This window comes from Levilactobacillus spicheri DSM 15429, from assembly GCF_001435095.1.
Classification (GTDB): domain Bacteria; phylum Bacillota; class Bacilli; order Lactobacillales; family Lactobacillaceae; genus Levilactobacillus; species Levilactobacillus spicheri.
Genome location: NZ_AZFC01000016.1, coordinates 203,142 through 215,849, shown reverse-complemented (window position 1 = coordinate 215,849; position 12,708 = coordinate 203,142). Strand labels below are relative to the sequence as shown.

The following is a 12,708-nucleotide window of genomic DNA, read 5'->3' as shown; positions in this document are numbered from 1 at the left end:
GCGAACTTTGCAGGGCTTCGGAGTCGTGCCCACTACGGGCATCTTGCTCGCCGGCGTGGAGCGAATGGTGTCCTGCCACTTTCTTGAAAGGCACAGTTTAGTTGGTGTATTTGTAAGGAAGCTGGTGCTGGAAGTTCTGGAAGCCGGTAAACATCTGGTCGATGGTGGCGGCGTCGATGAACAGGTCCATGTTTTCCTGGGGCGCGAAGCCCGCGTCGCAACATTTTTGCATCATCGCCACCAGGTCGTCGAAGTAGTGGTCGATGTTGAACAGGGCAATCGGCTTCTGGTGCACGTTCAGCTGGCTCCACGATAACATGGTCGTGAACTCCTCGAAGGTCCCGAAGCCGCCGGGCAGGACAATGAAGGCATCGGACTGGCGCATCATCTCGTCCTTGCGTTCGTCCATGGTCGCCGTCTGAATCAGCTGGGTCACGTCGGTCTTGGCCAGGTTCATCTCGGCTAAAAAGGTCGGGATGATGCCGATGACCTCGCCCCCGGCGTCCATGGTGGCCGTTGCGATGGTCCCCATCAAGCCTTCCTTGCCGCCCCCGTAGACCACGGGATGGTGGTGGCTGGCGAGGTAGCGTCCCAGCGCTTCGGTTTCGCGTTTAAAGGCCGGGTCCAATCCGTGATTCGACCCGCAAAAGACACAGACATTCTTAATCGTTGGCATGTGAGAACCCCCAGAAATGTGGCGCCGCCGGTTTAGCCGCGGCGCGCAAGATGGTTCCATTATACCGCAAAGCCCCCAGCGCGATTGGGAAAATCTGGCGTCTTGCGGGAGGGGGATGGTTAGTGGTAGCTTTAAGATAGGTTATTAGAACCACCGAAGCCAAAATTCACCCGTAGGAGGGGTTCGCCAATGTCATCCATTCAGCCACCAACTTTATCGTTCGAAGTTTTTCCGCCGCAATCCCCCGCGGACCGGGCCGCGCTGCTGACGACGCTGGACCAGCTGCGGGGCTGTCACCCGGCGTTTGTCAGTGTGACCTACACCAATCACCAGTTGGACTACGAACAGGCGACCCTGGGGCTGGCCCAGACGGTTCAAGCGCGGGTGGGGTGTCCCGTGATGGTGCACCTGTTGGCGGCCTACACCTCCAAGACCCAGGTCAGCCGAATCTTAGCCGACCTTGAGAGCCTGGGGGTAACCCAGATTCTGGGTCTGCGGGGCGACTTGGATCCGGGCCAGACGCCGGGGGCCGATTTTCCCCATGCCAGCGACCTGATTCGCTTCATTAAAGCCCGCAACCCCCAGTTCCGGCTGGCGGGGGCGGGGTATCCCGCCGGTCACCCGGAGTCGCCCACGCGCGAGGCCGACCTGGCCCACCTGCAAGAGAAGGTCGCCGCGGGCTGTGACCGGGTGATGACGCAGGTTTTCTACGATAATCAGCAGTTTGACCGCTTCCGAGCGGATTGTGCGGCGCGGGACATCACGGTGCCGATTCTTGCCGGCATCCTGCCGATTTTGAGTCGCCAACAGGCGTTGCGGGTGGAAACGGACTTCGGGGCGCGGCTGCCGCAGCCGTTGCGGACGCGCTTGGATCGGGTATGGGATGACCCGGTGGCCTTCCGGGCGGTGGGCCTCGACTACGCGGTGGAGCAGATCAACGACCTGGTGGCTCACGGGGTGGCGGGGATCCACCTGTTCACCCTGAACCAAGCCAGCACGGTGGCCGCCATTTACGCGCGCACGGCGGCACTATTTGAGAAATAATCAAGTGACCAAAAAAAGTCTGACAACCTCGTTGGAAGTTGCCAGACTTTTTGAATGGTGTCACGGACGCCTCGGCGGACAACCCGCCCGGGGGCACGTGGTTATTTATCGTGATGTGGATCTTCCGGGTCGGCCGGTTCGCCGATCTGGTAGTCGCTGTCGTTCATGGCCTCGACGTTTCCTAACAGGTAGCCGTTCCCGACCTGCGAGAAGAAGTCGTGGTTGGCCGTGGAGGTCGAGATCCCGTTCATGACGATCGGGTTCACGTCCTCGGCGGTGTCGGGGAAGAGCGGATCCTGGCCCAGGTTCATCAGGGCCTTGTTGGCGTTGTAGCGGATGAAGGTCAGGACTTCGTCGGTCCAGCCGACTTGGTCGTACATCAGGTGGGTGTACTTCTCTTCGTTATCGTACAGGTTGTACAAGAAGTCGTACATCCAGTCCTTCATGGCCTGCTGTTCGTTGTCGGTCAGTTCCTTCATGCCCAGCTGGAACTTGTAGCCGATGTAGGTGCCGTGGACGGATTCGTCCCGCAGAATCAACTTGATGATTTCGGCCACGTTGGCCAGCTTGTTGTGCCCCAGGTAGTAGAGCGGGGTGAAGAAGCCGGAGTAGAACAGGAAGGTTTCCAGGAAAACGCTGGAGATCTTTTTCTTCAACGGGTGCTCGTCGTCGTGGTACAACGTGTAGATGCGCTTGGTCTTGTTTTGCAGGAACTCCTCGGAGTCGCTCCACTTGAAGATTTCCTCGATTTCGTCGGGCGTGTTGAGCGTCGAGAAAATCGTGGAGTAACTCTTGGCGTGGACGGATTCCATGAATTGGATGTTGTTCAGGACCGCGGTCTCGTGTTGGGTCTTGACGTCGCGACGCAGGGCCGCCATCCCGTCTTGGGACTGCAGGGTGTCCAACAAGGTCAGGCCCCCGAAGACGTGGCCCACGACCCATTTATGGTCGTCGTCGAGCGTCCGCCAGTCGTCCAGGTCGTTGGAGACGGGGATCCGGGTGTCCAACCAGAATTGCTCGGTCAGCTTTTCCCAGGTTGCCTTATCGATTTCATCGGAAACTTCATTCCAGTTAATGGCTTGATAGTTGCCATCAGCGTTCATTGCTGCCATATTTACACTCCTTTGTTGAGAAGCCAATTGCTTGTGGGACTGTTTAAAATTACGTTATCTGTACTTGATGAGGCTGGCATCTTCCGGGGCGACAAAAATATGGCTGGAAGCCCGCAAACCAGGTCTTAAATACCGGTCTTTGTCTAAGCCGCAAAACGCCGACTTAGACAAATTTCACTCCTGAGCCAATTTTGGGGAACCCTCCAAACGTGATAGTGGGGGACCCCTCCGAACGAATCATGCCAACATCTTATGCTAGCGATGGAACATTCGGCAGTTACCACCATATGATGCCATTAGTTCGGGTCAAGCCTAGATGACACAACTTTCACATTGGTTGGCACCGACTTCGTTGTTGTCGTCGGTGAAGGTCCGGACGTAGTAGATCGACTTGATGCCCTTGCGGTACGCGTAGTTCCGCAGGATGCTCAGATCCCGGGTGGTCATCTTGTCGGTCCGGCCGTTCTTCCATTCGTACAGACCGGCCGGAATCGTCGACCGCATGAACAGCGTCAGGCTCATCCCTTGGTCCACGTGCTTCTGGGCCGCGGCGTAAACGTCGATGACCCGGCGCATGTCGGTGTCGTACGCCGACTTGTAGTACGGCATGGTGTCGTTGCTCAGGTACGGTGCCGGGTAGTAGATCTTCCCAATCTTCTTTTCCTGCCGTTCCTCGATCCGGTTGATGATCGGGTGGAGGCTCGCCGTGGTGTCGTTGATGTAGGAGATCGAACCGTTCGGCGCTACGGCCATCCGGTTCTGGTGGTAGAGCCCGTCACGCATCACGTCAGCCTTGAGCTGGGCCCAGTCCTCGGGTGATGGGAGCCAAACGTTGCTGAAGAGGCCCTGAACCTTGGCAGAGGTTGGCCGCCAGTCGGTCTGGGTGTACCGGTCGAAGTAGGAGCCATCGGCGTACTTGCTTTCCGCAAAGTTGTGGAAGGTCTCGTGCCGTTCCTTGGCGATCTGGTTCGACGCCTTGAGCGTCCAGTAGTTCAGCAGCATGAAGTAGACGCTGGTGAAGGCGATACTGTCGTGGGACCCGTACATCATGTGGTTCTTGGCGAAGTAACTGTGGAGTCCCATGGCGCCTAAGCCAATCGTGTGGGCCAAGTGGTTGCCGTGTTGGATGGACGGCACCACGTCGATGTCCGAGTGGTCGGTGACGTAGGTCAGGGCCCGGACCATGGTTTCCACGGAATGCCCGAAGTCCGGAGACGTCATCAGGTTCACGATGTTAGTTGATCCCAGGTTGCAGGAGATGTCGGTCCCCAACTTTTCGTATTCTTGCTTGTTGTTGTAGGTCGTGGGGGTCTGGACCTGCATGATCTCGGAACACAGGTTACTCATCACGATGCGGCCCTTGATGGGGTTCTCGCGGTTAGCCGTGTCGATGTTGACGATGTAGGGGTACCCGGATTCCTGTTGCAGCTTGCCGATTTCGGTCTCCAGTTCCCGCGCCTTGAGCTTCTTCTTGCGAATGTCTGGGTTGGCGACCATCTTGTCGTACTCGGCCGTGATGTCCACGTAGGAGAAGGGCTTGCCGTAGATGCGTTCGACGTCGTACGGGCTAAAGAGGTACATGTCGGCGTCCTGTTCACACAGCTGGTAGAACTTGTCGGGCACCGTGACCCCGAGCGAGAGGGTCTTCAGCCGGATCTTTTCGTCGGCGTTTTCCTTCTTGGCCCCTAAAAAGGCGATGATGTCGGGATGGAAGACGCTCAGGTAGACCACGCCGGCCCCTTGCCGCTGGCCCAGCTGGTTGGAATAAGAGAAGCTGTCTTCGAGCAGCTTCATGACCGGCACGACCCCGGAAGCGGCGCCGTCGATGTGCTTGATCGGGTCACCGGCCCCCCGCAGGTTCGAGAGGCTGATGCCGACCCCGCCCCCGATTCGGGACAGTTGTAGCGCGGAGTTGATGGTCCGGCCGATGGTGTTCATGTCGTCGGTCGACTGGATCAGAAAACACGAGACCAGTTCACCCCGGCGTGCGCGCCCAGCGTTTAGGAAGCTCGGCGTCGCGGGTTGGTAGCGTTGGTGGATGATCTCATCGGCGAGGTCGTGGGCCAACTGCTGGTCACCGCCCCCGAAGTCCAGGGCGTTCATGGCGACCCGGTCGATGAAGTTTTCGAGGTAGTAGGCGTTGTCGTCGGTCTTCAAGGCATACTGGGCGTAGAACTTGTAGGCGGCCATGAAGGACTTAAAGTGGAAGTGTTGGTCCTTCAGGTAGGTGTACAGGTCTTCGATGAAGCTGAACGGGTACTGGTTGACCACGGCGGCTTCGACGTAGTTGTCCTTGATCAGGAAGTCGAACCGTTCCCGCAGTGATCCAAATTGTTTGGTGTTGGGTTGCACGTTTTCCTTCAGGAAGGCTTGGAGGGCTTCCTGGTCCTTGTTCAACGGAATCTGACCATCGACGGGGATGTTGATTTCGTTGTTCAAATCATAATACGTGACGTTTTTGAGGTCTTTTAGGCTCATGCGCGTACTCTCTTCTTTCTGATTAGATTCGGTCGCTCCCACTGGCAAGCGGGGACGGGTAGTGCGGTTCCCCCATCAATAAAGCCCTGAATGGACGAGGGGGTGGGAGAAGCAATCCAATAAAAAAGACGCCACCGTGAACAAACACGGCGTCGCCAAGACGGGTTTGTTAGCTTTCAGTTAACCCGCGATTTGCTGCAATTGGTCTGGCCGAAACCCAAAAAAGGCCTTATGACCAGCCGCTTCCACGACTGGTAATGATTGAAACCCCTGTTCTTTTAAGTAGGTGACATATTCGGGATTCTGGTTAATATTGCGTTCTTCAAAGTCCACGTTGTGTTCGCTTAAGAAACGCTTCGTCATCTTGCACTGCATACAATTGTTCTTAGAATAAACCGTTACTTTCATTGTTGCCACATCCTCTTATCTTTCGTTCTCAATGTGTTTAGTGTACACCAGATTGAGAAAAACGCAATTGAAAAAAGCACCATATTTGGTGGTTGAGTTATACAATAACCACTAAATATGGTGCTCCCGACGAATTTATTATTTTATTTGGCACGAGCCAGATTTCTACGGTAGAATAAACCTAAAAGGTGGTCTCGAAAATGACTAATCACTATTATACACAAAATCCAGACGTTGTACACGAAGAACAACACTGGCCCTTCACCCTCTTAGGCAACGAACTGTTGTTTACCACCGATAACGGCGTTTTTTCGAAAAATCGCGTGGACTACGGTTCCCGGGTTCTTCTCGACGCCTTCGAGGCGGACAAGGTGCCCGCGGGCGACCTGCTGGACCTGGGCTGCGGCTACGGCCCGATTGGGTTAGCGCTGGCTAAGCGCTGGCCGGACCGCCAGGTGACCATGGCGGACGTGAACGAGTTGGCCCTGTCCTTGGCTCGGCAAAATGCCACGGCAAACCAGATCACCAACGTGACCATCGTGGAATCCGACCGCTACGCAGCGTTGGGTGACCAACGCTACGCGGCCATCCTGACCAATCCGCCGGTGCGGGCCGGGAAGGACGTCGTGACCAGCATGCTGACGGACGCGGCGCAGCACCTGTTGCCGGGGGGAACGCTCACGGTGGTCCTGCAGAAGAAGCAGGGGGCCCCGTCGGCGAAGAAGCACATGACGGAGACGTTTGGCAACTGTCAGATCATTAAGAAAGATAAGGGATACTACATCCTGGAAAGTGTTCAGGGCGCTTAAGAAATGAGGTGGCTGCATGCGGCAGATGACCTATTCAAGTAAAGAACAACATTATATGCAGGAGGCGCTGTTTGAGGCCGACCAAGCCGGCATCATCGGCGAGGTCCCGATTGGTGCGGTGATCGTCCACCACGACCAGATCATTGGCCGGGGCCACAACCTGCGGGAGCACGCCAACGACGCGACGCTGCACGCCGAGATCCGCGCCATCGAGGAGGCCTGTGCGACGTTAAATAGTTGGCGGCTCGAGGATTGTCAGCTCTACGTGACGATTGAGCCGTGCCTAATGTGTAGCGGCGCGATTATTAATTCGCGGATCCCCACGGTCTATTACGGGGCCCGGGATCCCAAGGCGGGCGCGGTCGACAGCCTGTACCAGACGCTGACCGACGACCGGCTGAATCACCGGGTGACGGTCTACGAGGGATTGCTGGCCAAGGAATCCGGTGAGCGGATGGTCGGCTTCTTCAAGGCGGCCCGGCAACGTCAGAAGGCGGCCAAGAAGGCGCGTCAGGCGGCGAAAAAGGCGGCGGCTGAGAAGTCGCTAGACAGTCCTGAAAAATCATGATACACTAGTATTTGCCGTTAAGGCCTTGAAGCAAGGGCGGGCTTACGAATTGTGTCAGGTCCGGAAGGAAGCAGCACTAAGTTTGATTCGCTTTGTGCTTCAAGTTTATGAGATTTTTAGCACTCCTGGTCATTGACCGGGAGTTTTTTCGTATGGTGGTTGATTGAGTTGTCAGCGATGTGCATCCGGCGGGTTGAAATGAGCGAAGGCTGCCAATTGCCTCTGCTCAGCTGGGCCGTTTGCGAGGATGAAACATCTGCCAAATGACTTTGATAGTTGTTTTAGGATGATGGGATAGTTTTGACATTCCAAGTCAGTGTTAATAACTAATCAGAGGAACTCAATAGGTATTCCAACGCTTAGATGTTGTGGCCTGGATACGTCACCGTTAGCCGGGAGGGAGGTCAGAATTGGGCTCAGTAGCCTCGTTTCTGTTGTCCGGGTGATTCTCCCGGGCTACAGAAAGGCCGAGCTTCAAGACTTAGGTGGTTTTCCTAAGGCTCGAAGTCGTGCCGGCTACGTTCCAGCCCAATTCTGGCCGACCGGTAGGCGACTTACCACCGCGACCATCTTGCTCGCCGGCGTGGGGCGAGTGTTATCACGGATATCGAGGCGGCTTGATGCGGCACATTTGTCAGGCGCGAGCGCGTTGGCAGTGCGGCCCCTTGGTTAAGGGACTTAATTTTGCCTAAAACCACCGGGGCAAAAGGTGACAGACCCCCGACAAAAAGGCTATAATAATGAACAGCGAATTTAAGAATTTAAAGTAGTAGAAAGGAACAGATGAGATGGCTTATCAAGCACTTTATCGGGTCTGGCGCCCGCAGCGCTTCGACGATATGATCGGACAAGAGATCATTACGCGAACGCTCAAGAACGCGATTACGACCAATCAAATCAGTCACGCGTACCTGTTTGCGGGTCCCCGGGGAACCGGGAAGACGTCGGCGGCTAAGATCTTTGCTAAGGCCATTAACTGTCATCATCAAACGGACGGCGAGCCCTGCAACGAATGCGAGACCTGCAAGGCCATCACGGACGGCACCTTAAACGACGTCATCGAAATCGATGCGGCGTCCAACAACGGGGTCGAGGAGATCCGCGACATCCGGGATAAGGTCAAGTACGCGCCCACGGTGGCCGACTACAAGGTCTACATCATCGATGAAGTCCACATGCTGTCGACCGGGGCGTTCAACGCCCTGCTGAAGACGCTAGAAGAGCCCCCGGCCAACGTGATCTTCATCCTGGCGACGACCGAGCCGCACAAGATTCCGGCGACGATTATTTCCCGGGTGCAACGGTTCGATTTTAAACGAATCGCCGCCAGCGATAGCTACGCGCGGATGGTCTACATTTTAAAGCAAAAGAACGTGACCTACGACGACCAGGCCATCAAGGTGATCGCCAAGGCGGCCGAAGGGGGCATGCGGGATGCGCTGAGTATCCTGGACCAGGCCCTGTCGTTCGGGGATAACGAGATTACCCTGGACAACGCGCTGCTGGTCACCGGGAGTGTCACCCACGAGTTGTTGGCCAAGTACGTCCAGGAGGTCCTGGCGGGCGAGACCAAGGCCGGACTAGCGACCCTACAGTCGGTCCTGGAGGCCGGCAAGGATGCCGAGCGCTTCACCGAAGACCTGATCGGGTACGCCCGGGACCTGCTGCTGTACCAGCAAGCGCCCCAGTTGGTGGAAGACGCCGAGATGGGCAGCGTGAGTGAGGCCTTCCAAGCCCTCGCCAAGCAAACGCCGGCCGAGACCATGTACGCCATGATCAACGAGCTGAATGCCATCCAGCAGCAGATGCGCTTCACGACCCACCCCGACGTGTACCTGGAGATCCTGACCATCAAATTGGCCGAGATCGGCCACGCCGGCGGGGCGGTGACACCAACGCCAGCGGCCACAGTCGCGCCGGCTGCTGCGGCTGCCGCGCCGGCCGAGGCCAGCAAGGTCGCGGCCCTGCAGCACGAGGTCGACCAACTCAAGACGACCCTGGAACGCTTGGAACAAAGCGGGGGCGTCAAGGCGGCACCGGCGGTCAAGGCCAAGCCGCGGGTGAGTGCCAACCAGCCGGCCAAGGAGGTCAACCTGGCGAAGATCAACCCGGTCTTAGGATCGGCGACCCGCGAGAAGCTCAATCAGCTGCAGGAGGTCTGGCCGGACCTGCTGAACAGCCTGACGGTGACGCAACGGGCCGTGATGAAGGTCTCCCAACCCGTGGCCGCGGCCGATTCGGGGGTCATCGTGGCCTTCGACTACTCGTTTCTGTACCAGCGGGCCACGACCGATCAGGAACTGACCGACGCGCTGGAGAACGGGTTGGACCGGATGATTGGGACCGCCTTGCCGGTCGTCTTCGTGCCCAAGGATCAGTGGCCGACGATTCGGCAGAACTACCTGCGGGCGCATAAGGCCGATATTCAGCACCACCAGGCGGCTGCAGGGGCGAGCGCGCCCGCTAGCCAGGGAGCGCCGGACCCCAGCCTGCCGAGCGACGCGGATGCGCCGGACGACGGAACGGCGGCGGGGGCGAACCCCGTCGTGACCAAAGCGGAAGAACTCTTCGGCAAAGACATCGTGGATGTCAAAACCGACTAACTTTGAAAGGATGATTAATAATGCGTGGAATGGGAAATATGGGCAACATGATGAAGCAGATGCGTCAAATGCAAAAAAAGATGGAGGCCGACCAAGCGGCCCTCAACAGCCAGACCTTTACCGGGACCTCACCAGATGACCTGGTGACCGCGACCTTTACCGGTGACCGGAAGATGACCGACCTGAGCATCAAGCCAGAAGCCATCGACCCCGACGACCCAGACATGTTGGCCGACCTGGTCTTAGCTGCGGTCAACCAAGCGTTGACGGCCGTTGACGAACAGACCAAGAGCACGTTAGGCAAGTACACCCAGGGCATGAACATCCCCGGCATGTAGGCCTGATTCACCAGAAAGGATGACACCATGCAGTATCCAGAACCAATTGCCCAGTTGATTGACAGTTACATGAAGCTCCCCGGCATTGGCCAGAAGTCGGCGACCCGGCTCGCGTTTTTTACCATTGATATGGCGCAAGACGACGTGACGGCCTTCTCGAAGGCCCTGATCTCGGCCAAACGGGACCTGCACTTCTGTTCGATCTGCGGCAACATCACGGAGAGTGACCCGTGCAGCATCTGTGCGGATAAGACCCGTGATCAATCCCACGTGTTGGTGGTGGAACAGGCCAAGGACATCATGGTCATGGAACGCATGAAGGAATACCATGGCCTGTACCACGTCCTGCACGGGGTCATGTCGCCCATCGAGGGGAAGGGGCCCGAGGACTTGAACATCTCGAGCTTGATCAGTCGCCTGCAGAAGAATCCCGCCATCAAGGAAGTCATCATCGCCACGAACGCGACGCCGGAAGGGGAAGCCACAGCGATGTACCTGTCCCGGTTGATCAAACCGGCCGGCATCAAGGTAACGCGGTTGGCCCACGGATTATCCGTGGGGAGCGACATCGAGTACGCCGACGAGATGACGTTGTTCAAGGCCGTTGAGGGCCGTACCGAAATGTAAGGAGGTCATGCCCATGTTTGGACGCAAGAAACGCCACATTCGCGATTTAAAGAGTCTTTACGATGACCAGCTGCTCGCCACGATCGATGGGGCGAAGGCTCGTTGGGACCACGCCAAGCAGACCGAGGAGGCCATTGCCGACGCGGATAACGAGATGACGGCCAACACGGCGTTGGCCCGGCAGACCTACCTCTTCTTGTACCGGGAGGCCCGGCGCCGACAGGTTCGCAGCAAGCACATCGCACCCACGGTTTATCAGGACTGACCCCGGGTGACCGAACGGGCGATACGTACCCAGATAAAATGAAAGAACATAAAAGTAGTCGATTGAGTTGCCCCCGGTTATGGGGGAACTTGACCGGCTATTTTTGGGTTCAAGGAGGTCTCCAGGCGGTTCGCCGGATGATTGGGAAAATCACGGTATTGATAGGCAGCGTGCTAGGTCGGCGGAACATGGTGGTATTGGCGAGTCACTCTGTTGGCTGATATTTCTCCGTTGTGTCCGTGGCCAAGCAGGACCGTTCCGTCAGGGTGACCGCACTAGGTGAGCGCAACAGAGGCGACTTGCTGGTCGTGGTGAAATTGATGTTATCTGGCGGTTTTGGCCAGCTTACATCAAGGCCGAGTTCCGGAGACCCGTGATTTTCGGGGCTTCGGAATCGTGTCCACCTCGACCGGCTTGCTCGCCGGCGTGGCGCGCTGGTGACGCCCACCGGTTAATAGGCACCAATCACGCTCACGGTCGTCACGGCCCAGCTGAGCGAGCTCCTGCCGATTAAAATGAATGAGCACGACGTGTCTGTTTGATAACAATTTAACCGTTAACATTGTTAGTTTAACTTTCTAATTAGGCATGCTAATATGGCCATAGAGAGAATTTTTGCGGAAAGCCGGTGGAACGACGTGAGAAAACGACGATTAGGGTGGCTGCTAGGCGGCCTGCTGTTACTAGGATTAGCGGGGTGTCAGGCCAAATCAGCGACCATGACGCCCCCGACCCAGTCTCCTAAAAGTTTCGTGACGACCACGACCAACCACACGGCTCGCGACCAGCAACGGCAACGCCAGGTGGCCACGTTCGTCCAGTCTAAGCTGTCCTCGCAGCAGGGGATCTACACCAACTATCTGGACACCGCGACCCGCAAGACCGGCACGGCGACCGGCCACGAACTGCTGAGCGAATCCGCGGGGATGTGGCTGCTGTACCTGGCCCAGCAACGGCGGTTCAAGGCCTTTCGGACCTTCTATCAAGCCACCGTGACGACCTTCGGCGACCACGGGCAGTTCAGCTACCGCTATGACCCGCGGAGCAAGAAGCGCTTCGCCGTGAACGCCACGTTGGACGACCTGCGAATCATCCGTGCGTTGAACGTGTACGATGCGCTGAGCGGGACCCACCGTTACCGCCAAACGGCCGCGGACCATTTTGCGGCCCTCAAGGAAGGCGTCCTGAAGAAGGGGCGCGTCTACGATTACTACGACCCGGCCACGAAGACCGCGGCCAAGACCAGTAGCCTGGCCTACCTGGATTTTAAGACCCTGCGCTTTTACGAGCGGGGGACCAAGGCGGGCCGGGCCGCCTACCGTGAACAGCTCAAGGTGGTCAACGGGGGCTACCTGGGCGACGTCTTCCCGCTGTACGCGGCGAGCTTCAACTGGCAGACCCTGGCCTACGCGACCAAGAACCTGAACACGTCCGAGGCGTTGGAGACGCTGTTGCACCTGGCCGAGATCGGGCAACTGCGGGCCGCCAGCAAGGGCTGGCTGCGCCAACAGGTCCGGCACCATCAGCTCTACAACGGCTACACGACCGCGGGCAGTGCGAGCGACCTGGGCCAATCGGCGGCCAACTACGCGTTGGCGGCGATGATCTTCGCGACGATCGGCGACCGGGCCAACTACCACCGGGCCATGGCCTGGGTCTGGCAAGACCAGGTGACCCAGGCCTCGCCACTCAAGGGGGGCTTAGGGGATGCCAAGACCCGGCAAAGCTACTCGTACACTAACCTGACGGCGCTGAACGCGGCCGGCTATTAAGCAATGAA

The 12,708-nt window shown here is 57.6% G+C and carries 12 protein-coding genes and 1 other RNA gene; 9 read left to right on the top strand and 4 right to left on the bottom strand.

Going from position 1 to position 12,708, the window contains the following annotated elements; translation table 11 throughout:
* Positions 1 to 97 precede the first annotated feature (97 nt).
* Complete coding sequence (locus FD37_RS06745) at positions 98 to 676, bottom strand: LOG family protein (RefSeq protein ID WP_056964339.1); 579 nt, start codon at positions 674 to 676, stop codon at positions 98 to 100.
* A gap of 189 nt (positions 677 to 865) precedes the next feature.
* Here FD37_RS06745 and FD37_RS06740 point away from each other — a divergent pair, with 189 nt between their 5' ends.
* Positions 866 to 1,720: a methylenetetrahydrofolate reductase gene (locus FD37_RS06740; RefSeq protein WP_056964335.1), complete on the top strand. Its 855-nt coding sequence runs from the start codon at positions 866 to 868 to the stop codon at positions 1,718 to 1,720.
* A 101-nt stretch (positions 1,721 to 1,821) separates the two neighbouring features.
* On the opposite strand, the gene nrdF is transcribed toward FD37_RS06740, so the two are convergent.
* From nrdF to FD37_RS06725, 3 genes are all read right to left on the bottom strand, one after another.
* Positions 1,822 to 2,823 (bottom strand): class 1b ribonucleoside-diphosphate reductase subunit beta, encoded by a 1,002-nt coding sequence (nrdF, locus tag FD37_RS06735; protein WP_045807120.1) that lies wholly within the window; start codon positions 2,821 to 2,823, stop codon positions 1,822 to 1,824.
* Between the two features lie 321 nt (positions 2,824 to 3,144).
* A complete protein-coding gene (gene nrdE / locus FD37_RS06730) occupies positions 3,145 to 5,310 on the bottom strand; it encodes a class 1b ribonucleoside-diphosphate reductase subunit alpha (RefSeq protein WP_045807014.1) in 2,166 nt (721 codons plus the stop codon).
* Positions 5,311 to 5,490: 180 nt separating this feature from the next.
* Positions 5,491 to 5,718 (bottom strand): redoxin NrdH, encoded by a 228-nt coding sequence (locus FD37_RS06725; protein ID WP_045807015.1) that lies wholly within the window; start codon positions 5,716 to 5,718, stop codon positions 5,491 to 5,493.
* A gap of 200 nt (positions 5,719 to 5,918) precedes the next feature.
* Between FD37_RS06725 and FD37_RS06720 the strand changes: the two genes are divergently transcribed.
* The 8 genes from FD37_RS06720 (at position 5,919) to FD37_RS06690 (ending at position 12,700) form a co-directional block, all read left to right on the top strand.
* Entirely contained in the window at positions 5,919 to 6,527 is a 609-nt protein-coding gene (locus FD37_RS06720; protein WP_056964333.1) for a class I SAM-dependent methyltransferase, read from the top strand.
* Between the two features lie 25 nt (positions 6,528 to 6,552).
* Positions 6,553 to 7,095 carry a tRNA adenosine(34) deaminase TadA gene (gene tadA / locus FD37_RS06715; protein ID WP_371862593.1) on the top strand — a complete coding sequence of 181 codons (543 nt, stop codon included), beginning with the start codon at positions 6,553 to 6,555 and terminating at the stop codon, positions 7,093 to 7,095.
* A 22-nt stretch (positions 7,096 to 7,117) separates the two neighbouring features.
* Positions 7,118 to 7,204, top strand: an RNA gene (ffs, locus tag FD37_RS12605) — signal recognition particle sRNA small type.
* Between the two features lie 679 nt (positions 7,205 to 7,883).
* Positions 7,884 to 9,698: a DNA polymerase III subunit gamma/tau gene (dnaX, locus tag FD37_RS06710; protein WP_056964329.1), complete on the top strand. Its 1,815-nt coding sequence runs from the start codon at positions 7,884 to 7,886 to the stop codon at positions 9,696 to 9,698.
* 17 nt (positions 9,699 to 9,715) lie between these two features.
* The gene (locus FD37_RS06705) at positions 9,716 to 10,036 is read left to right on the top strand and encodes a YbaB/EbfC family nucleoid-associated protein (RefSeq protein ID WP_186811306.1); all 321 of its coding nucleotides are present in this window, start codon (positions 9,716 to 9,718) and stop codon (positions 10,034 to 10,036) included.
* 27 nt (positions 10,037 to 10,063) lie between these two features.
* Positions 10,064 to 10,663, top strand: a complete 600-nt coding sequence (gene recR, locus FD37_RS06700; RefSeq protein ID WP_045807021.1) for a recombination mediator RecR — start codon at positions 10,064 to 10,066, stop codon at positions 10,661 to 10,663.
* Positions 10,664 to 10,676: 13 nt separating this feature from the next.
* Positions 10,677 to 10,928 carry a YaaL family protein gene (locus FD37_RS06695; protein WP_045807022.1) on the top strand — a complete coding sequence of 84 codons (252 nt, stop codon included), beginning with the start codon at positions 10,677 to 10,679 and terminating at the stop codon, positions 10,926 to 10,928.
* A gap of 638 nt (positions 10,929 to 11,566) precedes the next feature.
* Entirely contained in the window at positions 11,567 to 12,700 is a 1,134-nt protein-coding gene (locus FD37_RS06690) for a glycosyl hydrolase family 8 (RefSeq protein ID WP_225436346.1), read from the top strand.
* Positions 12,701 to 12,708: the final 8 nt, after the last annotated feature.

What these genes read in the sequence shown, in the direction of transcription:
- FD37_RS06745 (WP_056964339.1), bottom strand. Translation starts at nt 676, where the DNA reads ATGCCAACGATTAAGAATGTCTGTGTCTTTTGCGGGTCGAATCACGGA.
- FD37_RS06740 (WP_056964335.1), top strand. Translation starts at nt 866, where the DNA reads ATGTCATCCATTCAGCCACCAACTTTATCGTTCGAAGTTTTTCCGCCG.
- nrdF (WP_045807120.1), bottom strand. Translation starts at nt 2,823, where the DNA reads ATGAACGCTGATGGCAACTATCAAGCCATTAACTGGAATGAAGTTTCC.
- nrdE (WP_045807014.1), bottom strand. Translation starts at nt 5,310, where the DNA reads ATGAGCCTAAAAGACCTCAAAAACGTCACGTATTATGATTTGAACAAC.
- FD37_RS06725 (WP_045807015.1), bottom strand. Translation starts at nt 5,718, where the DNA reads ATGAAAGTAACGGTTTATTCTAAGAACAATTGTATGCAGTGCAAGATG.
- FD37_RS06720 (WP_056964333.1), top strand. Translation starts at nt 5,919, where the DNA reads ATGACTAATCACTATTATACACAAAATCCAGACGTTGTACACGAAGAA.
- tadA (WP_371862593.1), top strand. Translation starts at nt 6,553, where the DNA reads ATGACCTATTCAAGTAAAGAACAACATTATATGCAGGAGGCGCTGTTT.
- dnaX (WP_056964329.1), top strand. Translation starts at nt 7,884, where the DNA reads ATGGCTTATCAAGCACTTTATCGGGTCTGGCGCCCGCAGCGCTTCGAC.
- recR (WP_045807021.1), top strand. Translation starts at nt 10,064, where the DNA reads ATGCAGTATCCAGAACCAATTGCCCAGTTGATTGACAGTTACATGAAG.
- FD37_RS06695 (WP_045807022.1), top strand. Translation starts at nt 10,677, where the DNA reads ATGTTTGGACGCAAGAAACGCCACATTCGCGATTTAAAGAGTCTTTAC.